This is a genomic window from Paenibacillus physcomitrellae, assembly GCF_002240225.1.
Classification (GTDB): Bacteria; Bacillota; Bacilli; order Paenibacillales; family Paenibacillaceae; genus Fontibacillus; species Fontibacillus physcomitrellae.
This window is the reverse complement of sequence record NZ_CP022584.1, coordinates 3,919,032-3,942,875: the sequence shown is the minus strand read 5'-3', so window position 1 is coordinate 3,942,875 and position 23,844 is coordinate 3,919,032. Positions and strand designations below refer to the sequence as shown.

Sequence of the window (23,844 nt, the reverse complement as noted above, 5' to 3'; positions counted from 1 at the left end):
TATTTTTAGGCATGCAGCGGCAGCCTGATCCGCACCCTTGTTCCCGAACCCGGCTCGGAGCTGATGGAGATGCCGTATTCCCCGCCATACGTTAAGTGAATCCGGGCGATCGTATTTTTAATGCCAATCGAAGTGGACTCCTCATACAAAATCGCCTGCACCGTTTCGCTGCTCATCCCCCGGCCGTTATCGGCAATCTCGAAATGCCGGGTGTCCCCTTCGATCCAGCCGCGGATAGCAATGGCCCCTCCTGTATCGACCTGGTCAAAGCCGTGCAAAATCGCATTTTCAACAAAAGGCTGAAACAGCAGGCGCGGAACCTTAAATTCATACAGCCGGGGATCAATGTCATAGCTCACGGTGAACTTGTCCTCAAAGCGGGCGCTCATAATATAAAAATAATTGCTCATCCACGCCGTTTCCTCCGACAGATGAACCGCTCCCCAATCCTTCCGCGACGTATAGTGCAGCATGCTCGATAAACAAACAAGCATTTTGCTGAGCTCGCGCTGCCCGTTCTCAATCGCCGTCCAGTTCATGACGTTTAACGTGTTGTACAGAAAATGCGGATTCATCTGCATGCTGAGCGCCTGAATCTCCGCCTCCTGCTCCCGCAGCTTGATCTCATAATTCTCCGTCACCAGCACCCGGATTTGTTCGTTCATGCGGTTGAAGCGGTAGAGCAGAATCCCAAACTCGTCGTTGCTATGATAAGCCACCTGGGTCTGAAAATCCCCTCCGCCTACCGACCGCATTGCGCTCAGCAGCTTTTTGATTGGCTTCGTAATCCGGCCTGCCATGAAATACGCCAATACTAACGCCAGGATGCCCATCATCACCGCCACAAGCAGGCTTGACGTGCGGATGACCGGCACCAGGCTGCTTACCAGCGCCGACTCCGGCGTCCAGACCACCGAAATCCAGCCGGTAACGGCGGAGCGATCAAAGCAGACGATGACCGGTTTCCCGTCCAGCTTCATTCTGAGCGTGCCGCTGTTCTGCCGCTGCAGCTGCTGCAGCCACGGCTCTTTGTCGTTTTGCGTGATTTTAGCGGGATCGCTGCTCGCCACGACCTGATCATTGGAATCCAGGATCAAATAGCTGGAGCCCTCCGGAAAGCTCTCTTCATAAAGCGATTTCAAAGCATCTAGTTTGAAGCTGATCGTCAGAACCGGGCGCTCCGCGCCGGGAGGCATTTTCTCAAGCGTTGTATTCGTCAAATACGAGAAGTCCATGTACCGCGTCGCGGAGAACAAATGGCTGAAATCCAGGCTGCCGCCCTGCAAATAAGACTGATTAAACATACTGGAGAAATTATAGGTCGGATACCAGACCAGTTTGCCCCCGGCCTCCTTGGCCTTGCGGTACACGTCGGACTGGGTGGGATCACCCTGCGGCAGACTTTGCCCGAAAGTGAAATAGGACGTCCACAGCTGGTAAGCATAGACATCCTCATTTAACGTAAAATATTTGCCCAGCACCGACGAAACCTGGCGGTCCGCTTCAAACAACTCCGCTTGATTGGAAGGATCGAGGTTGCTGAAGATGCGGAACAAATCCTTATCCAGAAATAGAGCCTGGCTGTTCTGCTCGATCATCCCGAGCTTCGTGTCCATGAGCGCGTTGTTTTTCTTCACGATCTCATATTCGTTCCGCTGCGCCTGCTCCCGCACCACCTGCAGACTCGTCCGGTAATACAGCACCCCAAGCACGATGAGCGGCACCGCAATCAGAAAAATATAACTCGCCAGAATCCGCGACCGGAAAGTGGTCTTCATTCTCATTCCATGCTCCTCCTTTCCGGCAGGGAAGCATGTTTGTAGGCTTGCGGCGACAGGCCGTAATGCTTCTTGAATACCCGGCAAAAATATTTCGTATCCTGATATCCGCATTCTGCAGAAATTTCGTAGATTTTAAGCTTGTTCTCCGCCAGCAGCTCCTTGGCCCGCTTCATGCGGATCGCCGTAACATGCTCGGAAAAAGTCCGTCCCGTCTTGTTCTTCATAAACGTGCTGAAATAAGACGCATTAAAGAAAAAATGGTCCGCAGCCCGCTCAAGCGTCAAATCCTCCTTCATATGCTCTTCGATCCACCTGAGACAACTGGCCACGACAACTTCGCTTTTATCCTGCTGGATTTGCTTCAAAGCCTGGTGGATTTCACGCAGACTTTGCTCCAGCAAGGCCATAAGCTCGTCATAAGTATGGCATTCTTGAACCAGCGCCGCCGCAGATTGCGTAAGCCGGCTGTCCAGCCTCCGGTCCACCAGCTCACGGATTCTGCTCTGGAGCTTCATCAGGAGCAGCGAAGCTTGCTCTTTGAGGAGGACCGGGCTTGCATAGCCGGAATTGGAAAGCCGGTCGAAGGCGGACCGGCACTGAATGATGGCGAGGTCGGCGGCATCGGCGGAAGCTTTGGGCCGAGCGCTGCCCTCAATCTCAACCTTGCTCACACCCCTGTCACCATTATCCAGCAGCGCTTCAAACAGGCTCTCCAGATCTATAGATAACTTGCCCGAATCTTCCGGAGCTTGACTGCTGGAAGGTGCAGGAAAACGGGGAGACGCAGGTTGGACGGGAGGTGCAGGATGGCGGGAAGTAGAATGGCCGGAAGCAGGTTGGTAGGAGGAAGCAGATTGGTAGGAAGGAACAGCCGGATAACAAGAAGACTCCAGTCGCTGCTGACCATACAGGAACAGTCCATTCCAGTTTGAAAAAAAGTTATGCTCATTAGCTTCCCGCGCCGCCCGATACGCCTGCGGCCCGCCCTTTATTAGCAACTCGCAGTATGGGCTAACCCCGTGCGTCAGCCGCCCGGTCATGGCAAGTCCATGCGTTAGCAAATTCCCGGCCATCGCCAACTCGGCGGAGATTGAATCGGCAATTGACCGCAGCAGTTTTTCCGCGGCAGGCGTATATGGAGGGGACACGGAGAAGATGGGCTGAGATGTATGTACCAAGGTTACCGCGTGAATCCCCCGCTTTTGGAGACCATTCTGGGAAATCGTAAGAGTAAGTGCTTTCCCCAGCTTCGACCAGCCTTGCTCCAGAACTTGTTCCAGGCTTTGCTCAAGGCCTTGCGTCTGAGCTTGCTCATGGGCATGCTCTGGCATTTGCAAATAAACAGTCTCGCTGATGTTCTCCTCCTCGGCTTCGGTTCCCATGATTCCTCCTGCGGCTCCTACTCCCCTCAGTTCAGAATAAATAAGGAGTCCTCCGCCCTTCAGCCACTCTTCCTTCTCCATCTCCCTTTGTTCCGAAGGCGTCAAGCTCTCGTTAAGCCATGACAGATACAGCCGGCTGCGGTAAGCCGAGGAAGCCAGCGTCAGCTGCTGCTTCAAGGCTTCCGCTTCTCTACGCTGGTTCGATTCCAACCGCAACTGAAGCTCAATCCGGTCCAGCAAACGTTCCACGCTCTCGATCTCTACCGGCTTTAACAAATAATCATAAGCCCCGTGGCGGATCGCCGTCTGCGCATATTCAAACATATTGTAAGCGGATACAATAATCACTTTGGAAAAAATCCCTTCCTCTTTCAGCTTCCCGAGAAAAGCCAGCCCGTCCATATGAGGCATCCGGATGTCCGTCAAAATCGCTTCCGGACAATCTCGCCTAACCTGCTCCAGTGCAGCGACACCATCCTTCGCCGCTGTCAACTCCGCCTCCGGACGCAGCTGGCGGATCAGATTCACCATCCCCCGAAGGTGCCTCGGTTCATCGTCTACGATAAGTATTTTCAACGCTTAACCCTCCATTCTGGTTAGCTTAAAGTTCCTTCGTTGGCGTAATAGGCTAAACTTTCATGGACATTGGAATTTCAGGGTAAACATTTTATTGTTATTTTGGGTGGAAAGCGTGGGGAAATCAAGGGGAATTTTGCTGCGGGTTGGATTGGGAGCTGCTTCGTTGTTCAAAAGAACTAGACCGCCCTGTCGAAGGAGCGGTCTATCACTATATTATTCTACTCTTCATCAAACTCAACCTTAACCTGATTCGAAGCTAAGTCCACGTATGCTTAGGAAATAAAATTACTTTCCATTTGCGAAGCTCTTTTTGCCTTTTAATTGAGATTAATAGGTCGGCCACTGGAATTATCGCTCCTTTAGATTTTTTCCACTTTGAAAATATAAACAAGTTTAAAACGTCACACTTTTCTTGTATTCCGGCACTTCGGAAAGGTACTACAACCCCAAAATTCTGTCCCTTCCTTACTCTTTCTTCGAACCATTGGAGCACCGCATTTGCACGTCATAGTGTTTGTTGCCGCAACTTCTCTTTTAGCTTTAGCTATCTCAGACTTGGCTGTAGCAGGTCTCTTTTCAATAGGACGGCGTTTCTTGCTAGGTTTCCATTTTCCCCAAGCAGTTAGCTTTTGCTCAACAAGGCCCCCGTGCCAATAGTCGACTTTAAATTGTTCTGCCTCCTTCTTGGCAGGAGGGGTCAGATCAGATGTAGTGACAAGTAAGGACAGAATACAATCATGATTTCTTTTGGCTGCAACTAATTCACGTACAGTCATTACCGGAACCATATGATGATCCGCATAACATTTGGCTTGTACAGCCGTTTTCTCACCACGACGGTCTGTGATAACTAGATCAACTCCACCATCACTTCCACCTACTCCTACTTCCTTAACGGTGTAGCCCTTATCTCGGAAATAAAGTGCCAGTAATCGTTCAAATTCTGCACCCGTTAAATCATCGAGTCGGCTAGTCAAAATAATATCGTCTGATCTAACCGAATTGCTGGAGCGTCTTGAAGCTGTCTGTGTATTTTTCTTATTTCCGGTTTTAGTCTGCTGCTTTTTGTTTGTGCGCCTTTTCCGCGTCCACATTGCCCCCAGAATTTCTGCAGCTAAAACTGCAACCAGAATAATTCCAAAAAAGAATCCCCAGTGCAAACCTGGAATACTGAAATAAATAGCAAGTCCACCAATAACGAATAAACCTCTTAAGGCAAAAGCCAACTGCCTACCCTCTGCTTTGTACGTCCTAGCCATTTGGAACCTCATCCTTCCGGTTATGTATTTATCCATTTTTCGACAATTGATCCTATATATCCTCTAAATTTAGGTAAAAAGAAATGCACCCTCAAGGGTGCATTGGAACTACTTAGCTGGTTCTTTTGCTTTATAACAAACTAATCTTAATTTATGGATTGGTGTGTTGAATTTTGTTCAATAGAAGTGGTTAAAACTTCTAATCTAGTTTAAATTATAAGCTCTATCAATTAAAAGTTTTGCCTTTTCAAAATCTTCAGGAGTTTTAACTATAATTTGCAAATCACCCGTTCCAAAATGCCCTACATTACGCATGTCCCTAGTAAATCCATCTTCAAGTTCAACCTCATCAGGATTTAGTCTCAAATGTAATAATATTTGCTTCTGGTAGACTTCTGCACAAATGATGTTTTTAATTTTTTTGAACGCTGTATACAACTTCAGCTGATTTTCTGTAAGATCATCGCCGAGTGCAAGTATGTAGTCTCTAATAGAATAATACAGTTCTCTAAGCACAGATGTTGTTGAATGAAGCTGTTCTTGAAAGGTTTTGTCTGAAGAGGCCTTACTCCATTTATCCCCTTGTTCTTGAGTATTAAATTGTTTTACCGTACTTGAATTCACAAGTTCCAGCATAAGTAAATCCGCTCCAAATTTTTTGTAACGTATGAGATCAATGTTTCTATTGATCTGTTTAACTGCATATTCATCATACTTTGTAAAATCTCCTGCTATACAGATCAGTCTGGGCATACTCCAATCTAACTCATCCGAACACTCTTTCCCTAAGATTTTCATCACTAACAACTCAAACTCTGCTTTATGATCGAGTAACCAATCGAGATAAAATAATCCTTGGTTGATAACGTTCTCGTTACTCGTTCTTTTATATTCAAATATAACAGGGCAATTGTTTTCGTCCAATCCCAAGCTGTCTATTCTACCACCGTTCGACGTGGTATATTCGCTTTTCAGAAAAGTTATTCCAAAAAAAGTGGGCATATTCTTTTCAATTAATAATTGTAATTCTCTTTCAAGAGTTACAGAAGCCGCAGGTAATTCTATAACTTCACTCTTTGTATAAAACAGTTTAATATCGGACATTGGACATTACACTCCCTTTCTAAAACTAGATAACCCTAAGATTGACACTAAACCAATTAAAGAGTATTGGATCGGCTACACTTAGTTGGACAGAAAAATTAGGGGCTAGTAGAATGAAACAATCACAATTAGGAGCGGATCTACTATGCCAAAAGAAAGACGTACATTTACAGCAGAATTTAAGAGACAAATGGTTCAGTTATATGAAAACGGGAAATCAAGAGCGGCTATTGTGAAAGAGTATGAGCTAAGCCCATCTGCTCTAGATCGCTGGATTAAACAAGCGAACACCTCGGGTTCCTTCGCTGAAAAGGATAACCGAACGGCAGAAGAAAACGAACTTATTGCTCTTCGCAAAGAACTTAAGCAGCTTCGAATGGAGAATGACATTTTAAAGCAAGCCGCGCTGATCATGGGACGAAAGTAAAGATCATAAAGCAAAATCGTGATAAATACTCGGTATCAGCAATGTGCAAAGTCCTACAAATCGCGAAAAGCACTTTTTACTATGAAGCGATTGATAAAGAAAACGAAGATGAAAGTATCCTTACGGAGACTATCGTCGAGATTTTCCAGAGCAACCGCAAAGCCTACGGAACACGGAAGATTAAAACGAAACTTCAGGAGCAAGGATACATCGTTTCCAGGCGCCGAATTGGACGGATTATGAAAGAGCAAGGCCTTGTGTCCACATACACAATCGCCCAGTATAAGCCGCATAAAACGGCTTGTAACGATGCAGAAACAGCTAATGTATTGAAGCGTGAGTTTGACCAAAAGGAAGCGAAACGCTTTGTCGTCAGCGATCTGACGTATGTGAAAGTCCAGCACAAGTGGCATTATATTTGCGTATTGATCGACTTATTTAACAGAGAAATCATTGGCCACAGTGCAGGTCCACGTAAGGACGCTGCTCTAATTTCCCGTGCCTTTGCCACAGTAGAAGGCGACTTAAGCGACATTCAGTGGTTCCACACGGACCGTGGAAGTGAGTTTAAAAACCAGAATATTGATGCGCTGTTAAGGACTTTTAACATTGGTCGCTCGTTAAGCATGAAGGGCTGTCCTTACGACAACGCCGTTGCTGAAGCGACCTACAAAGTAATGAAAACCGAATTCATTAACCAGATGCATTTCCAAAGTCTTCACCATCTAAACGTAGAATTATATGACTATGTGAATTGGTTCAACAGACATAGAGTTCATGGCTCACTAGGTTACATGACACCCGTTCAGTACAAAACTACAGCCCTTAAAAAAGTTGTCTGATTTACTGTTGACAGTCCATATCACATAGTAGACTTAATGGATCATTCTTTATGGAAATTGATTATTAGTGAATGCACTCTAAGTATAGTGCGAACCTTCAATGAAGGCTTATCCTCACACCGTCCCCCGCCTCACCTCATAAAAATACCGCACCACAGGATGCTTCATCTTAACCCTCTCGGCCATACTCAAAATCCGCTTTTTCCCCACCCTTTTATCCAGCAGCGCAAAAACATTCATTATAATCTCACTGCTCTCCAAGCTTTTCTCAATCGAAGTCGTTAAGAACTTATTTGCCTCCACAGTGAAATTCGATTTACTTAATGCAGCTTGTGCCGCCATAAGCTCTTTTGCAAGTTCAGTCATTTTTCTGTTTCTGGCAATGACAATGAGCCGATCCTCCGGCACCGGCCCTTTGGTATCTTTTCTAACGACTTCGATTTCTTCCGGGCTGATAGGAATTACAATTTCCGGGTCATTTTTGATCTCCAGCTCCGTTTGATACCAGCGGATGCCGCTGGTTTTATCCCTCATATCGAATACATTCTTTTTATCCACCGAAATATAACTGCTCCCTGCTTTATCGGGTAAATAACGGTAGCTTGTTGCCCGGTATTCAACCCTGCCTTGTAGGGCAGGACTGAGAAAGCTCTCCAGCTGCTGCTTTAATTTGCTCCAGGACATGTGATCCCCCTATATTCTTAAGTTTACATCGACAACTTTGTTCTTATCGCCGATTGCCTTAATCAAGAAAACATCCCTCCAAGATGGGGGATGCCTCCACATTCGCTGTTTAATTGGCGTCTTCTTCATGGCTCAATGATGCATTATCAGTACCCATTTCATGACTCCATTCTATCACATGGTCTGCAAATTGCTAAAGTAACAGATCCATTGGCTGCTATGCTCCCTCGTCTTCTTCCCAAAAGTAAATAGATTAGGAAAAATACGGCGTCCGATCGTAATGCCTTCCATACCCTACTGTTCAGCGAGCCGAAGGCCGGTCTGACGTCTAGGGACATACCTATTAGGATCAAATAAGGTATCAGGCGCCAAAGTTTCTTGATCTACGCAAAAAACGCAAAAACTGCACCTCCAATTGTTAGCAGTTAACAATGGAGGTGCAGTTCATATCCTTTGGCTTTTTTTATATAACAGGAATAATTAATATCAAGCATTAGGCAATTCATTAAAGAAAGCGACTTCTTCCAGCGGTAATCTTAACGTCCGGTGTCCGGGCTTCGCCGCCTTACCGATGGCGATAAGCATAACTGGGGCATATCTCGCCGGAATGTCAAATTGTTCTACAAATTTCATTGGGTCAAAGCCGCCCATCGGGACCGTATCATAGCCTTTAGCACGGGCGACAAGCATTAGCTGCATGGATACCAGTCCACAATCAATAAATACTTTTTGGAGTACATTTTCTGGAGGCATATTCGCAAACAGTCTTTGGTAGCGCTCAACAAATGATTTAGCTGTCTCTTCAGGCATGTACCCCGCATCGACCGCCATCCCGTAAACTTTCTCGGCCATTGTATAGCCTTCCAAATCTCCAAGTACCGCAATGACAGCTGAAGCCTCAATCACTTGCTGCTGGCTGTTGGCAATTGGAAGCAGTTTTTGTTTTAACTCCTGCGAGTCGATGACGAGAAACCGCCACGGCTGGAGATTGGCGCCAGAAGGAGCCAGTGTAGCCAGCTGCAATATATCTTTCATTTCCTCCTGTGAGATCTTTACTTCGGAGTCATAATACCTTACAGATCTCCGATCTTGAATAACATCAAAAAACTGCGGCTCCACCTTCTGAGACGATTGTTCAATGGACATGCTTCTCTCCTCCTCATCATTACCTTGCTCCATGCAGGCACAATATGTTCTAAATAATTAGCAGTAGGCCTTCAAAACAAATTCAACCCTAGCAGTTAAATAAGCTCTGTTGTTACTATAAATTATTAAGTATATACTTTAAAGTAGACACATTATTTTTATATAGCTCTATAAATTAGACTAACTATACTATAGTAAGGGATGATTTTGTGGATATCAGCAAAGAGGACGAACAATGTCTCATCTCCATTCGCGAAGCTTTGGAGGTTGTTCGCGGAAAATGGGCTATTCTGGTACTCACCTTACTTAGTCTGGGCCCGCAGCGATTTAATCAGATGCGAAGACATTTAGACAACGTCAGCATTAAGTCTTTAACGGATGTTCTGCGCCACTTTGAGCAGCATGGAGTTATCAACCGCCAGGTGTTCCCCACCTCACCTGTTACAGTTGAGTATTCGCTAACAGATAAAGGAAGGGCGTACATCCCTGTACTTCGGGAAATGCGCATATGGGGTGAAACCTGGGGAGGAACTTCGGAAGCACGTTGATGATGACGAACCCCCGCTTAGGTTAAATAAAAGCTTAGACTGGCTCTTGAAAATGAAACGGCGACAGCTAAGGACATGAAAATAAAGTCCTCGACTGTCGCCGTTTCATTGAACTAATGTTTACCGTTTAGCACAATCGTTACTATGGTTCACAAAATGCTAATCCAGGCTCTTGTTTGACTAGGGCATCTATAACGATACTGGGATTGATCCAATAGGGGGATTGCACAAGAAGCCTCTACTGCTCCTCCACCCCATACTGTTCCCGGCTTCCAAATTCATCAAGCAGCGCACGCACTTCACTTGTTGACTTGGCATTCATCAAGTGATTTCTCAATTCACTGGCCCCTCGAAATCCACGCACATAAATCTTAAAAAAGCGGACAAGGGCGCTGAAGGAACGTCGCATCTCCGCTGAATATTGATCATGGAGATCCAGATGCAGCCGCAGCAGATCAAGCAGTTCTTCGCTGCTATGTTCTTTCGCTTCCTTCTCAAAAGCAAACGGATTTTGAAAAATCCCCCGCCCAATCATGATGCCATCCACGCCATATTGCTCAGCGAGCTTAAGGCCGGTCTGACGGTCAGGAATATCCCCGTTAATGGTCAGAAGTGTATGTGGAGCCACTTCATCGCGAAGTTTCTTAATCTCCGGAATCAGTTCCCAGTGAGCGTCTACTTTGCTCATTTCCTCCCGGGTCCGCAGGTGAATGGACAGATTCACAATATCCTGTTTCAAAATGTGGGTTAACCAGCCGCGCCATTCGTCTACTTCGGTAAAGCCGAGCCTTGTTTTTACACTGACGGGCAGGCCCCCGGCTTTGGCGGCTTGGATGATTTCCGCTGCGGTTTCGGGACGGCAGATCAAACCGCTTCCTTTTCCGTTCTCCGCTACATTCGCTACAGGACATCCCATATTGATGTCGATCCCTTTAAACCCCTCTTTGGCCATCCCGATGCTCATTTGACGAAAATATTCCGGCTTATCCCCCCAGATATGGGCTACAATCGGCTGTTCATCTTCTGTAAAAGTCAACCGCCCGCGCACGCTGTGGTGCCCCTCCGGGTGACAGTAACTCTCTGTATTCGCAAACTCCGTAAAAAACACATCCGGTCTGGCAGCTTCACTTACCACATGACGAAACACTACATCCGTCACATCTTCCATGGGCGCCAGTATAAAAAATGGCCGCGGCAAATCGTGCCAAAAATTATTTTCCATATCAAAAACCTCTCTATAGATAACAGGATAAGCTTTATCCCGATTAATAAAATTAACAAAATAAACAAATAAACCTGCTCATGTCTCTGCTGCTTCTACACTTCTACACTTCTACACTTCTACACTTATAGCATGTTTAAGCAATGTAGATCAAACGACAGTATCTGTCAATGGTAAACCATTATACGAATACTTTATTGCCAGGCAAGAGCATCCTCATATAAAAAACAAAAAAAGGGCGCCTCCGCCCCTCTTTACTGTTTCCTTTCATTAATCTCCAGCTTAATTGGCCTTTCGAAGGAACAGCACCACCGCTGCCTGCAACAGAAAGCCAAACATGTTACGAATTGCTGCTGCTATTCTCTATATTGAGGCCTCACTCACTTTAACAATCCATCAACGCCTGCCGCTAAACCGTTTGATCGCTTCCTCAGTCACTGGTTCGAAGAAGTTCACGAGGTTACCATCAGGATCGCGGAAAAGCACAGAACGGTTTCCCCAAGGCATCGTGGTCGGTTCCTGTACCCAATCATCGACAGCTGGCTTCAAACGGGCGTATTCGGCATCGACATCTTCGACGCGGAACTCGATGATGACGGAGTGGTTTTGAGCCGCCACTACAGAACCAGCGCCAAATAGCTGGGCTGTCTGGGAGTGACCGATTGCTAAGGTGCATGAGGGTAAAATAAATTCGGCAAATACGGGCGCAGGGCGCTCCGCCGCCCCCCCAAAAACTTTCTCATAGAACTCGACGAGACGATCCACGTCGTCAGTTATAATGCGTACAGAAGCGAAATTCATAACATATCATCCTTTCTTAATAAATGGTGAAAATCCGTATTCTATGAGCCAGAATCTCGTATTTATCTCACCAGTCCTTTAGATTTACATACCCGATTATAAAAAAACGCTGCTGACAACGTTATGTCAGTAGCGTTTTAATATTTTTAGGGCTTCCTCACGAATCCGATTCCGGAATGCTGCAGGCTCCAATACGGTGATTTGAAACACTTTTAACGCTGGCATCATTTAGTTTTAACGGAAACTGCAAGGAGGTTTCCAACCATTTTAATTTTTCCGAACTATTTTTTTGATGCCGAGCTACATAATAAGCTGTAATTAATCTTTCAAAGTCATTTTCACCTTCACTCCATGCTTTAAAAAAACAGCTTGGCCGCATCTTCAGATTTCCCGCTATCTTCCATGCCCATACCCATCATACATAGTTTAATAATATTGTTATTGGGGTCAAATTGAATGTTCATCCTGCTCATGAACTGTACCATATGGATGCTCAGGGGGTGCATAGATAACATAAACTTTAAGGGGACGATTACCTGTATTGGTTAGATTGTGCCATTTTCCTGCAGGTACCATAATTGCATAATCATCGTACGCCATAACTTGAAAATCTAAATTATCTCTGCTATCACCCATTTGAACAAGCCCCTGACCTTCTTCAATCCGTATGAACTGGTCAGTTGTCGGATGGACTTCCAAACCTATGTCTTCACCAACATTAATACTCATTAAAGTTACTTGGAAATATTCACCTGTCCATAAAGCGGTGCGGTAATTGTTGTTTTGTTTGGCTGCTTGGTCAATATTCACTACTAACGGTCTTGTTCCATAATCTTGTAATGCAATGTTTCCATATGGATTATAGATGCGGTTGTTCCAGTTGTAATAATGGGGACTCAAATTGTTATACCAGTAGCATTGCATTGGATTTTGCCATTGATGCTGATAACCTGAATAAACGTACATATTTATGCTCCTCTTAGTGAATTTCTTATTGACCATTTATCCTATGCAACTGCCTAGGTACAGGTAAGCAAAATGGGCAAAAGCCCACTAGTTTACAACGATGAAAAAATGAGGAGTTCTCCGCCCCTCTTTGCTATTTCCACCAATGTACCGCGTTCAAGCTAAGGCGGGTTCAAAACTTGATATGCGTTTCCCATTTCATTCGAATCTCGTCTCTACCTATAGAACAATCCTCCTCTGATTGGCTTCCGAGGAGGATTGTTCTAATGGATCGAAGATCCAAATAAATAACCAGACGGAGCCTTCTACTTTGTCTGGACTTTTTAATTTACATTTGAGTAATAGTACACTGATCCTTCAAATTGACAATTACTCGTTAAACCTAATTTCTCAATAGTTTGTTTAATCGGTTTCTTTGCCTCATTGGATTCCTCCATCACTAATTCATCCGACGTAGGAATGCCTACAAACGTAAGTTCGGAAACAAAATCGGCATAAAAAAGACTGCTCTTCAACTGCCGAGTGCATTCTGAGAGTGGGGAAATCCTGCTTATTTCCTTCATTCAATTCCTCTTCAGCATGCGTAATTTTCACATTTGTAAAGTTTTAAGGATTTCTTACAAGACGACCTCATTTACCACCAATAATCTCCATATTCCAAGAATTAAGCCTCATTCGCTCACTTTAACTGGCTGTCAGCGTCTGCCGCTAAACCGTTTGATTGCTTCCTCGGTCACCGGCTTGAAGAGATTAACGAGGTTACCATCAGGATCGCGGAAAAGCACAGAACGGTTTCCCCACGGCATCGCGGTCGGTTCCTGTACCCAATCATCGACAGCTGACTTCAAACGAGCGTATTCGGCATCGACATCGTCGACGAGGAACTCGATGATGACAGAGCGGTTTTGGGCCGCCACTACGGAACCAGCGCCAAATAGCTGCCCCGTCTGGGAGTGGCCGATTGCCAAGGTGCATGAAGGTAAAATAAATTCGGCAAATACGGGCGCGGGGCGCTCCGCCGAAACACCTAAAACTCTCTCATAAAACTCGACGAGACGATCCACGTCGTCGGTTATAATGCGTACAGAAGCGAAATTCATAAGAAATCATCCTTTCTTAATAAATGATACAATACCGAATCATATCGCGGGCCAGGACCAGCGAAGTTTCCTTAAGGGACAATGCATCCGTAAAAGACTTGATTGGCTATGTCCCCAACCGATACAATTCCTATCTCACATTTATCTCCTTTATAGATTTACATATCCGAATATAAAACAACGCTACTGACAACGTTATGTCAGTAGCGTTTTAATATTTTTAGGGCTTCCTCACGAATCCGATCCCGGAATGCTGCAGGCTCCAATACGGTCACACCCGCTCCCCAGCCAAGCACCCATCGCAGCACTTCATCCTGTTGCCGAATTCGTAAGACCACATGTAAGCCATCGGGGTGCTCTTCCATATCCTCCATGTAAGGATAACCCGATTCTTTCACCTTATCTGCGAGGTCTGGGTTAAAAAGAAGGCGAACCCGCAAGTCCCGATCATCCTTAGGGGTATACTCCCTCAAGTTAAAATCTGCCGGCAATTTGAACCGTTCTTCCAGAGCGATTAGTTCGGTCATTCGGGACAAACGGAAATGGCGGATGTCTTGGCGTAGATCGCAATAGCCTACAAGCATCCAAGCTCCTTCTACGAGAACGAGACCATAGGGAGCGACGGTTCGATCACTATGGGGATTCCCGCCCGAATCCCCCATCTTTTTGGAATAATGAAATCTGATCTTTCGTTCATCTAGTAGGGCCTGACGGATCTTTTCGAAATATTCCCTTTCTTTGGACAGCGCGACTTGTTTACCGGGAGCCAGCAAACGCAGCGCCTTGCGCAGACGAGAGGCCTCACGGCGGACGTTCTCCGATAGGACGGCCTCGACTTTTTTTCGAACGGCTTGAGATCTGACACGATACTCCTCATCAAATCGCTGCTCGATAAAATCCGTTCCTATAAGCAAGGTCACGGCTTCTTCTACCGTGAAACTGACAGGCGGCAGGAAATAACCTTTCATTAAAGAATACCCTGTCCCCGGGGCACCTATAATCGGCACTCCCGCCTCACTAAGCGCCTGAATGTCACGATAGATGGTCCGCACGCTGGTTTCAAACAGGGCCGCCAAATCTTCGCCCCGTACAACTTCCCTGCTTTGCAGCTCCAGCACGATGGCCAATAAACGGTCGGTTTTGTTCATGGGGGCCTCCCTTGAGACTTACTTCTGTTCATAAATCACTTGCCGTCGCTTGTGGCAAAGTCTAGCGTAACGAGGCTAACAGCACTCTAAAAGAATTCAACTCCTATCCGGGGAATCCAGCTCACCACAGAACAGAAGCTTGTGGATTTTGAATATTTATACAAGATCGTAAAAGAAAATTACCCCTTTTTAAAGGTGAATCAAAGGGTTAATAGCTCGATTGGCTTGCTAACAAAGAGAAATATCGAAACCGGATTAAACGCACGAAAGATGATTCAAGCTTTAATCGCACGTTAAGAACCATTATAAATGAATTGAACAATGGATATACGAACTTAATGAATTCAGAGGAATATGAACACCTCAAGAAGCTATACACAATTACCAAAGAGAATGCGATCATCCACGAACCTTGGTGAGATGTAATTAACCAACCGACGGTTAAATCCAGATATGCTGCCGCTGAGAACTCTAACCTGAACAGCCAATTAGAGCAGTCAACCTCCCTCCCAGCAGCAGCGACAACTGAGATGATTAGTAAAGACATTGCCTACATAAAGATCCCAACCCTAGATACTTATCAAATTGAACCTGATATGAAGATAATTAAACCTTTTTTGCAGGGGCCAAGCGGTTGAAGAAATAGAAGCCGCTATATTTATCTATATAGGGGACTCTCATTCTCTTTCTCCCTGTCCCCTTGCCTTTTATTCGAATCAGGGCACCGCGGATTGACCGTACCAAAGAAAGAAAACGGTGTGATTCCATTTGCAAATAGGCTATCAATGAGCTTGACCAATTCTTCAGACGATAGATCTTTGCCGTTGCGTATCCAAAGGCGAAACATAGAAATTAATGTTGATATATAAAACTCAATTATGTAGGGGGCTAGGACATCATCTGTTGGAAAGTCCACAATCAATCTCTCAAAGGGAATTTCTCTTTTCAGGCGTTCAACAAAATGAACAGAACCATAGTCGCCCAAGAGGGCTTTAAGAATTGAAATTTCCTCTACATTTCCCAAGCATTGAAGGGCATCTTGGAAAGTATGTGTAGAGAACTCTCTGCTTGCCATTTCCTCGTTAATGGATTTCAAGACACGCTCTTCAACGCAGTCCAACAATTCATAGATATCCGTAAAGTATTGATAAAAGGTACTGCGGTTATATCCTGATTGTTTGGCAATCTCTTGAATCGATATTTTTTCAATGGGTTTTTGGCTATATAAATCACAGAATACTTGGATAAAGGTTTGTCTTGTTTTGTCCGTCACTTCAGGCTGCTTCTTCATGCTTAGCCTCTTTTCTATTTAATCAATGATCCGACAGATATTAAAAATCTGATGGTTGATGACCCTATAGGGAATGCATACAATACCATTATACAACACGTTGTCGGATCATCAACAAGGATGATCAACTATTTTTTTAAGGGGGCTAACATGCGAATTTTATTCTTCGGCAGAGGTTTAATATCGACCCAATATGCGTGGGCTTTTGAACAGGCAGGGCATACCGTGGAGTTTTACGTTAGGAAAGGGAGAACAGAAACCTACGGAAGTAGTATAGAGCTTGAAATGTGGGATGGACGAAAAGGGAAAAAGCTCATCAAAGAAAGTTGGAACATCAAACTTCATGAGGAAATCCTTCCCAAGTATGATCTCATTATTGCGAGCGTCAACACGGAACAGCTTCCGGGAGCGGCACAATTGCTGGCAACGGCTGCAGGCCATACTCCGATCCTCATATTCAATAACATCTGGCAAGACTTGAAATCATCAATCGCACCCTTGTCTATGAATAAGGTTGTCTTTGGTTTCCCCGGAGCAGGGGGCGGCATCGCGGACAATCGGCTTAGAGGCGGCTTTTTGAAAATGGTATTTCTGGAAAAACCACGGGCAGGCACAGAACAGATTAACAACAAGATCAAAGAACTATTTGAAAGTGCCCATTTTAAAATTAGCTGGATCAAGGATATGCAAAACTGGCTATGGAACCACTTTGCCATGAATGCGGCTATGGAGACGGAGGTGATCAGACGGGGGAGCTTTCCAGCGATATTGAACCATCGCGACTCTTTTTCCAATGTTGGGTTGAATATGAGGGAAATGATCCCTGTACTGAAAGCAAGAGGTGGAAAGCCGGATGCCATTTCTCTCCTGCTGACTAAAGTTCCTCCGGGACTTCTGGGCATCCTGTTTAACAAGGTCATTTTTGCAAAAGGCAGCTTGGCGCGGCTTTTCATGGAACACAACAACAGCAAAGCAGGTTTTGCGATACTTGAAGTTGTAAGAGAAGCCCAAAAGGCAGGCATTCCTTTGCCACGACTTACAGCGGCACTTGAAAACAGTGAATATCATAAGGCTATTGAAAATTCCATATTATAAAACATTTGCAGAGCTTAGCTTTTGACTATCTTGGAAGCACCCGCCTGGATCACAGCGTTAATAACGCGAAGATGTTGTACGCTTTCTATGGGTTGGCGTCCAGAAACGGCTTTTTTGCCGATATCCACGATCCCCTTATATATCCGGTCCTGAAATCCAGCCCCGCTTCAGGGTTCATCTGAAGAACAGGGAGCGGCGGATACCGGTTACTCTGAGTAACCTCTTTTTACTCCGCTTAGGAATTGGCAAGAAAAGTCTCAAAGAGGATCACTCCGCCTGCCAAGAAGCCGGACCGGAGTGCCTTTCCCCTTGCAACTGCTCCGCATACCGTTGCTTTTTATGTTCAATGAAAGCGATCTGCTCCTCTAGTTCCCTTTTCTTCTGCATGAGTATGTCCTCCTGATGCAAAATAATAGAATAACGCTCCTGGATACCTTCCTCCTCTATTGTCGACAACTCAATATAGTGACGTACATCCTCGATACTCATCCCTGAGCCTCGCATGCACTGGATTGTTCTTAAGCGCATCACATCATCGTCAGAGAACATGCGGATGTTGTTTTTATCCCGACTGACCTTGAGAGCAAGTCCAATCTCCTCGTAGTAACGGATTGTCGGCTTGGCTATATTCAACATTTTCGAAACCTGGCTAACCGGCTTTATTCAGGTTGCCGTTGATACGCTTAAAGAATTTCAGTTCAGCACTACGATTGGTACTGCCCAGGTGGTTCACCAGCCTGTCGGTGTCGTCGGCATGATTACTCCTTGGAACTCAAGTACGACACAAATCGCAAGCAAAATCGCTCATGCTGTAGCTTCCGGCTGCACCTGTGTGGTCAAGCCCAGTGAAATAAGCGGCCTTCAGACCCAAATTCTGCTGGAGTGTATTCATGAAGCAGGTTTGCCTGCCGGCGCCATCAACGTGGTGAACGGTTTAGGCGAGGTGGTAGGCACAGAATTGACTCGCAATCCAGATGTAGCCATGATCCCCTTTACCGGCTCCACCAACATCGGTAAAATCATTTACCGGGAATCCATAGCCACTATGAAACGAATCGTGCTGGAGCTTGGCGGAAAATCGCCTAATATTGTGCTAGAGGATGCCGATTTGAATAAAGCTATTCCGGGCGCTGTCATGCGCTGCTTCATGAACAACGGGCAGGCCTGCATAGCAGGAACCAGACTGATTGTCCCCGAGGGTCGGCTTGACGAGGTAAAAAGCCTGATCAAACAAACGATTGCCAACATTAAAGTCGGTGATCCTTCAGAGAAAGACACGCTGATCGGTCCCATGGCTACCGAGAAGCATTACAACAACGTTCAACGCTACATTCGTTTGGGTTTGGAGGAAGGAGCTGAGCTGGTTGCCGGAGGCGAAGGACATCCTGACGGACTGGAGTCAGGGTACTATGTGAAGCCGACCGTTTTCGCTCATGTAAACCAAAACATGACTATTGCTCAAGAGGAAATATTCGGCCCTGTGCTGTCCGTAATCACCTACCGAACAGAGCAAGAGGCGATTAAAATCGCAAATGACACCAAGTTCGGACTTGGAGGGTACATCAGTTCAACCAATCCAGTGAAAGCTCGGGAGGTAGCAGCCCAATTCGACGCGGGTGTTATACTGATCAACGATTCCACGTTCGAAATGAATGCTCCGTTCGGCGGTTTTAAGCAATCGGGAATCGGCAGAGAATATGGTCCATTAGGGATGGATGAATATATGGAGTTAAAGACGATCGTAGGTTAATATCAATTAGCTAAGAAATCTAGAATCAACTGTTTGCTCCTGGAAAATAAAGCACAAAAAGACGCTCGGCTGATTCGCCCGAGCGTCTCTTTTGTGTCAAATTATCACATATGAACACTACCTATCTGTACCCATTCCCTGGCAACCTTTGCTTAGTAGGCAAGATTTAATGTCAAAGTCCTAAATAGTCATATCACGCATGTCACCTTGCCCTCATCTCTCTCCGCCTTACAGCCACAAGGCTTTTCCCGCCCTCCCTCGTACCTATCCTCAATCCCTTCGAGCAATTAAAGTCGTACTACAAACATGGGGAAAACAGGGGCTACGACCGAGAAAATCCGGGACATAAAAGCAATTAAAGTCGTGTTATGGCAGAGGGATATCAGGGAATAGGGATTAGGTTTATTCAGAGGGAAAATCGAAGAAAGCGATCGAGTAAAACAGGAGTAAACCGTCCGAATCCCTTGTTCCATTTAGGCGTCCCCTGCTTTCCCTTATCCCTCATTCCTCCCCCCTGAATCAATGAAAATCCGAGGAAAAACAGGGACAGATCCCCGCTTCTCGCTCGGCTCGTAACACAACTTTTTAGGCTTTAATACGACTATTTAGGCTGTGAGATGACTTTGATTCATTTCTACATTTAATTTCTGACTAACAAGGCCACCGACTCCACATGCACCGTATGCGGGAACATGTCCACCGGCGTCACCTCCACCGTCCGGTACCCGCCTTCCTCCAGCACCGCCAAATCCCGCGCCAAGGTCGAGGCATTGCACGACACATACACCACACGTTCCGGCTTCATTTCGAGGATCGTATCCAGCAAGCGTGGGTCGCAGCCTTTACGCGGTGGATCTACCACAATAACATCCGCCTCAATCCCCTGCTCTTTCCAGCGCGGAATGACGTCTTCGGATGCGCCGACCTCAAACTTCACATTGTTCATATTGTTAAGCTGGGCATTGCTGCGCGCATCTTCAATCGCTTCTTTGACGATCTCCACGCCGTACACCTGGTCCGCATGCTGCGCCAGGAACAGGGAAATCGTGCCGATGCCGCAATAGGCGTCGATGACGGTTTCTTTGCCGGTCAGGCCGGCGTACTCCACCGTTTTGCCATAGAGCACTTCCGTTTGGACCGGGTTCACCTGGTAAAAAGAACGCGCCGAAATGGCAAATTGCACATCGCCGATGTAATCGTAAATGACATCGCGGCCCCAGAGGATGCGGGTTTCGTCACCGAAGATGACGTTAGTCTGCTTCGTGTTGACGTTTTGGCAGATGCTCGCCACATCGGCAATCTGTTCACGGATCAGGCCGATCCATTCGTCCTTGTGCGGGATGTCCCGCCCGTTGGTGACGAGGACGAGCATGATTTCGCCGGTGCGGAAGGCTTTCTTCACCACAACGTGGCGGAGCAGACCGCGGCCGGTTTCTTCATTATAGGCCGAGATGCCGAGCTCGCGGCCGATCGCTTTGACGCGAGAGACGACTTCGTCGTTATGCTCGTGCTGGATGAGACAGGTTTCCATGTCGATGATCCGGTGACTGTTCCGCGCGTAGAAACCGCCAACCAGGCCGCCTTCGGCTACGCCGATCGGCACCTGGGCTTTGTTGCGGTAGCGCCAAGGCTCGTCCATGCCAAGCGTGTCGCGGACAAGGATGCCCTCACCCCTGCCTATGACCGGCCCCTGTGCTCCTGCATCATTCTGAACCGAATCAGCCGAGTTTGCGAAGCTATCAGAAGGATTGTCCGTATTCAGGCCACCAGCGCTTTCGGATGTACTGGAACTATTCCCAGCACTCACGTCATTAACCACACCAGCACCAGCACTCGCATTAACATTCGCTTTTAAATCCGCACTCCCGTCAGCGTTCACCTCGGCAGCTGCATCGGTACTCGCCCCAACGTTCGCCTCTGCATCCGCTCCAATCCCCGCACTCCCCTGCACCCGCAGCTTCCCGATCCGCTCCAGCGCATCGACAACGCGCTGGCGTTTCCAGGCCAGCTGGCCGGCGTAGCTCATATGCTGCAGCTGGCAGCCGCCGCACTGGTCGTAGATCGGGCATGGCGCCGCCACGCGGTCCGGGCTGGCTTCCAGCACGTCCAGGAGTTTGGCGTAGCCGAATTGTTTTTTCGTGCTAATCACCTTGACCCGTACCTTCTCGCCCGGCAAAGCGCCCGCAACAAAAAGGGTATAGCCCTCCGCGCGGCCTACCCCTTCCCCGTCGTGATTCATACCGATGATCTCTATGGTGTAATCCTCGTTTTTCGTTACTGGCAGGTTCCATTCGGCGACGGCCGCAGTGTTGCTGCGATTACCGCCCGAAGAACGCCCGCCCCGTCCGGATGACGCGCCTGCGCGTGTTCGGCCCCGGTTGTTTTTCATCTTGATCCCTTCACTTCTTTCCATTTAATAAAAATGTATACTCCATTTATAGAAAAAGCCTTGCCCGGCCGCCTGGCCAGCAGCAAGACCTTTTGAATGTTCAGTAAGATGCCCAATTAATTCTTCCGCAAAATCCCCTCAAGCAAAAATCTGCATATGCGACGGCAAAATCTCGAACACGCCAGGCAGTTGGCCGCCAAGCTCCCCGTCCAGGTTCAGAAGAACCGGGCCTGGAGAAGTGATCTCCATCCGTTTCGTCTTGAAGTACACAACATGCGAATCGTTAAAATGGTCGCCCCGCAGCGCCATCGTCACCAGCCTGATAAACTCCGGCAGGTTGCAGCGTTTGACCGCGATCACGTCGAGCAGGCCGTCGTCGATGCGCGCGTCCGGCGCCAGCTTCTCGAAGCCGCCCACGGAGTTCGTATTGGCGATCAGGAACATCATAAACTCCCCGTGCATCTGCTCATAGCCGTCGGCCGTAATCGTCAGCTCGGTCGGGGAGAGATTCACCATTTTCTCGATGCCCTTCATATAATAGGCCAGCTGCCCGATCATTGTCTTCAGGCGGCTTGGCACCTCGTAGGTCAGCTGAGTCAAGGAACCGCCCCCGGCGATATTGATAAAATAACGGTCGTTCGCTTTTCCGATATCAATCGGCCGCGTTGCGCCGTTAATCACCAGATCGCAGTAGTCCTCCCAGCGTCTGGAGATGCCCATGGCGCGGGCGAAGTCGTTGGTTGTGCCCATTGGAAAAACACCCAGCGGCGGCAGGTTCTCCTTGCCCGCCATGCCATTTACAACCTCATTGAGGGTGCCGTCGCCCCCGGCCGCGATGATAATGTCATAACCGCGGTACACGGCATCCGCCGCTTCGCGGGTCGCGTCGCCTTCGCCGTTGGTGGCGTGGCAGGACGTTTCAATGCCGGCCAAATCCAGCCGGTTCAGAATATCCGGAAGCAGCCTTCTGATCTCTTCACGTCCGGATGAAGGATTATATATTAATCTGGCTCTTTTCATTCCTGCTGCAGCTCCATTTACACTCGATTAGTTTCATCTCTTCATTATATTCGAGATTTGGTCCCGTATCCAGTCACCCAGCTCCGGGTGAGGCAGCAGAGCCTCGCCATTATAGCGGTAGGTCAGGCCTTCCAGCCTGGACGGGATCACCTGCTTCGTGAAATACCCCGCGCTCAAAAATAACGGCGCCACGATTACCTCGTAGCCCTTATTAACCCATTCGGACACCTTCTCACGCACGGTGTCCGTCCGCAGCAGGCCATAATCGGCGGCAGCAACGCCGCTGATGGCCTGCACGCTGGCCGCCAGGGAGGCCATCCCTGCCTCCCAGCGCTGCCGGAAGCCGTCATGCCCGCTTCCGTGCCCGACCAGAACCACCACTTCCCGGTCCGGATCCCGGGAAAGCCCGCGCACCTTGTTCCAGACCATGTGCGCAATCCGCGGATCGTCGTCCATCGGGGTGCCAAACAGCACCCGCACCCCGGCTCCGATCCGAAAACGCTCCAGATCCGTCTCGAGCTCCGGCTCCGGCTTCAAACCCAGCGCATAGCACAGCTCATCGATATGCGTGCTGCCGGAAGAGACAAACAACGGAACGACGATCAAGTCAGCGGCGCCAGCCGCCTCCAGCCGGTCGATACCGTGCTGGATACTTCGGTCCCCGTCCGTCTCCAAGAAAGAAGCTTCCACCGGAATTCCGGTTGGAAGCTTCAAGGTTGCCACGGCGTCGTCGACGAGCTTGATCCAAGCGTCGTCCGGAGAACCGTGGCTGATAATGAGAACGCCTGGCTGCATTAGCGGTCCAGCCGATCCAATGTCATTTTATATCCGTCGTTGCCATAGTTCAGGCAGCGTTTGACACGGGAAATCGTAGCCGTGCTGGCGCCTGTCTCGGCTTCGATTTGATTATACGTACAGCCTTTGCCAAGCATGCGGGCCACTTCAAGCCGCTGGGCCATGGACTGGATTTCGTTCACAGTACAAAGATCGTCAAAGAAGACGTAACATTCTTCGAGGTTATCAAGAGTAAGAATTGCTTCGAATAATTGATCAATGCTGGTATCATTCAATTTCTTGAGCTGCACCTGTTTATCATCCCCTACCATTAGTAGTTTCATTGTACACGAGGGAAGGCCTCATTTTCAAGCATTAACGATTTCACGCGGTGCAGAGCCCGATCCGCATTTCCGCTCCTGCCCAGCCGCAATCCGGGCGTTTGTCTATACCCCGCTCCTGCCTAAATCATACATTATTGTAGAAAAGGCCTCCACGAATGTCTATCAAGCATAGACACAAATACTGGAAAAGGA

At 47.5% G+C, this 23,844-nt stretch carries 21 protein-coding genes; 4 read left to right on the top strand and 17 right to left on the bottom strand.

Features of this window, described 5'->3' with window-relative positions; all coding sequences use genetic code 11:
* Positions 1-5: 5 nt before the first annotated feature.
* The 4 genes from CBE73_RS17710 to CBE73_RS17695 all read right to left on the bottom strand — a co-directional run bounded on the left by CBE73_RS17710 (position 6) and on the right by CBE73_RS17695 (position 6,105).
* Positions 6-1,784, bottom strand: coding sequence for a sensor histidine kinase (locus tag CBE73_RS17710; RefSeq protein WP_229752525.1), 1,779 nt, complete (start codon positions 1,782-1,784; stop codon positions 6-8).
* On the bottom strand, positions 1,781-3,739 hold the full coding sequence (locus tag CBE73_RS17705; protein WP_094095353.1) for a response regulator transcription factor: 1,959 nt from the start codon (positions 3,737-3,739) through the stop codon (positions 1,781-1,783). Before CBE73_RS17705 ends, CBE73_RS17710 begins: the two co-directional genes overlap by 4 nt.
* 404 nt (positions 3,740-4,143) lie before the next feature.
* Positions 4,144-5,001, bottom strand: a complete 858-nt coding sequence (locus CBE73_RS17700; RefSeq protein WP_094095352.1) for a restriction endonuclease — start codon at positions 4,999-5,001, stop codon at positions 4,144-4,146.
* 204 nt (positions 5,002-5,205) lie between these two features.
* Positions 5,206-6,105: a DUF5655 domain-containing protein gene (locus tag CBE73_RS17695; RefSeq protein ID WP_094095351.1), complete on the bottom strand. Its 900-nt coding sequence runs from the start codon at positions 6,103-6,105 to the stop codon at positions 5,206-5,208.
* Between the two features lie 145 nt (positions 6,106-6,250).
* Here CBE73_RS17695 and CBE73_RS17690 point away from each other — a divergent pair.
* Positions 6,251-7,374 (top strand): IS3 family transposase gene (locus tag CBE73_RS17690; RefSeq protein WP_094093016.1). Its coding sequence is split into 2 segments (ribosomal slippage): positions 6,251-6,497 and positions 6,497-7,374, totalling 1,125 coding nucleotides; the frame shifts between segments, so codons are not numbered across the junction.
* A 114-nt stretch (positions 7,375-7,488) separates the two neighbouring features.
* On the opposite strand, the gene CBE73_RS17685 is transcribed toward CBE73_RS17690, so the two are convergent.
* Together CBE73_RS17685 and CBE73_RS17680 are read right to left on the bottom strand one after the other, a co-directional pair.
* A complete protein-coding gene (locus CBE73_RS17685) occupies positions 7,489-8,058 on the bottom strand; it encodes an SF0329 family protein (protein ID WP_094095350.1) in 570 nt (189 codons plus the stop codon).
* A 486-nt stretch (positions 8,059-8,544) separates the two neighbouring features.
* Positions 8,545-9,204, bottom strand: coding sequence for a nitroreductase family protein (locus CBE73_RS17680; protein ID WP_094095349.1), 660 nt, complete (start codon positions 9,202-9,204; stop codon positions 8,545-8,547).
* A gap of 209 nt (positions 9,205-9,413) precedes the next feature.
* On the opposite strand from CBE73_RS17680, the gene CBE73_RS17675 reads away from it, so the two are divergent.
* Positions 9,414-9,752, top strand: a complete 339-nt coding sequence (locus CBE73_RS17675; protein WP_229752874.1) for a winged helix-turn-helix transcriptional regulator — start codon at positions 9,414-9,416, stop codon at positions 9,750-9,752.
* Positions 9,753-9,990: 238 nt separating this feature from the next.
* Here the strand turns inward: CBE73_RS17675 and CBE73_RS17670 are convergent, their stop codons facing one another.
* The 6 genes from CBE73_RS17670 to CBE73_RS17635 form a co-directional block, all read right to left on the bottom strand.
* A complete protein-coding gene (locus tag CBE73_RS17670; RefSeq protein ID WP_094095348.1) occupies positions 9,991-10,974 on the bottom strand; it encodes a tRNA dihydrouridine synthase in 984 nt (327 codons plus the stop codon).
* Positions 10,975-11,370: 396 nt separating this feature from the next.
* Positions 11,371-11,775, bottom strand: a complete 405-nt coding sequence (locus tag CBE73_RS17665; RefSeq protein ID WP_094095347.1) for a VOC family protein — start codon at positions 11,773-11,775, stop codon at positions 11,371-11,373.
* A gap of 447 nt (positions 11,776-12,222) precedes the next feature.
* Positions 12,223-12,741, bottom strand: coding sequence for a cupin domain-containing protein (locus CBE73_RS17655; RefSeq protein ID WP_094095345.1), 519 nt, complete (start codon positions 12,739-12,741; stop codon positions 12,223-12,225).
* A 695-nt stretch (positions 12,742-13,436) separates the two neighbouring features.
* Positions 13,437-13,841 (bottom strand): VOC family protein, encoded by a 405-nt coding sequence (locus tag CBE73_RS17645; RefSeq protein WP_094095343.1) that lies wholly within the window; start codon positions 13,839-13,841, stop codon positions 13,437-13,439.
* Between the two features lie 200 nt (positions 13,842-14,041).
* Entirely contained in the window at positions 14,042-14,989 is a 948-nt protein-coding gene (locus CBE73_RS17640) for a helix-turn-helix transcriptional regulator (protein WP_094095342.1), read from the bottom strand.
* 658 nt (positions 14,990-15,647) lie between these two features.
* Positions 15,648-16,280, bottom strand: a complete 633-nt coding sequence (locus CBE73_RS17635; protein ID WP_094095341.1) for a TetR/AcrR family transcriptional regulator — start codon at positions 16,278-16,280, stop codon at positions 15,648-15,650.
* A 150-nt stretch (positions 16,281-16,430) separates the two neighbouring features.
* Here CBE73_RS17635 and CBE73_RS17630 point away from each other — a divergent pair, with 150 nt between their 5' ends.
* Complete coding sequence (locus CBE73_RS17630; RefSeq protein ID WP_094095340.1) at positions 16,431-17,375, top strand: ketopantoate reductase family protein; 945 nt, start codon at positions 16,431-16,433, stop codon at positions 17,373-17,375.
* Between the two features lie 267 nt (positions 17,376-17,642).
* Here CBE73_RS17630 and CBE73_RS17625 read toward each other — a convergent pair whose 3' ends face one another.
* Entirely contained in the window at positions 17,643-18,011 is a 369-nt protein-coding gene (locus tag CBE73_RS17625) for a MerR family transcriptional regulator (protein ID WP_094095339.1), read from the bottom strand.
* On the opposite strand from CBE73_RS17625, the gene CBE73_RS17620 reads away from it, so the two are divergent.
* Complete coding sequence (locus tag CBE73_RS17620; protein ID WP_229752876.1) at positions 17,995-19,125, top strand: aldehyde dehydrogenase family protein; 1,131 nt, start codon at positions 17,995-17,997, stop codon at positions 19,123-19,125. The two genes, CBE73_RS17625 and CBE73_RS17620, sit on opposite strands and share 17 nt — an antisense overlap.
* A 640-nt stretch (positions 19,126-19,765) precedes the next feature.
* On the opposite strand, the gene rlmD is transcribed toward CBE73_RS17620, so the two are convergent.
* The 4 genes from rlmD to CBE73_RS17600 form a co-directional block, all read right to left on the bottom strand.
* Positions 19,766-21,514, bottom strand: coding sequence for a 23S rRNA (uracil(1939)-C(5))-methyltransferase RlmD (gene rlmD, locus CBE73_RS17615; protein ID WP_094096392.1), 1,749 nt, complete (start codon positions 21,512-21,514; stop codon positions 19,766-19,768).
* Between the two features lie 138 nt (positions 21,515-21,652).
* The gene (locus tag CBE73_RS17610; protein WP_094095337.1) at positions 21,653-22,534 is read right to left on the bottom strand and encodes a diacylglycerol kinase; all 882 of its coding nucleotides are present in this window, start codon (positions 22,532-22,534) and stop codon (positions 21,653-21,655) included.
* 33 nt (positions 22,535-22,567) lie between these two features.
* Positions 22,568-23,329, bottom strand: coding sequence for a sirohydrochlorin chelatase (locus tag CBE73_RS17605; RefSeq protein WP_094095336.1), 762 nt, complete (start codon positions 23,327-23,329; stop codon positions 22,568-22,570).
* Positions 23,329-23,619, bottom strand: coding sequence for a YerC/YecD family TrpR-related protein (locus tag CBE73_RS17600; protein WP_094096391.1), 291 nt, complete (start codon positions 23,617-23,619; stop codon positions 23,329-23,331). The genes CBE73_RS17605 and CBE73_RS17600 overlap by 1 nt, the downstream gene beginning before the upstream one ends.
* Between the last annotated feature and the right edge of the window lie 225 nt (positions 23,620-23,844).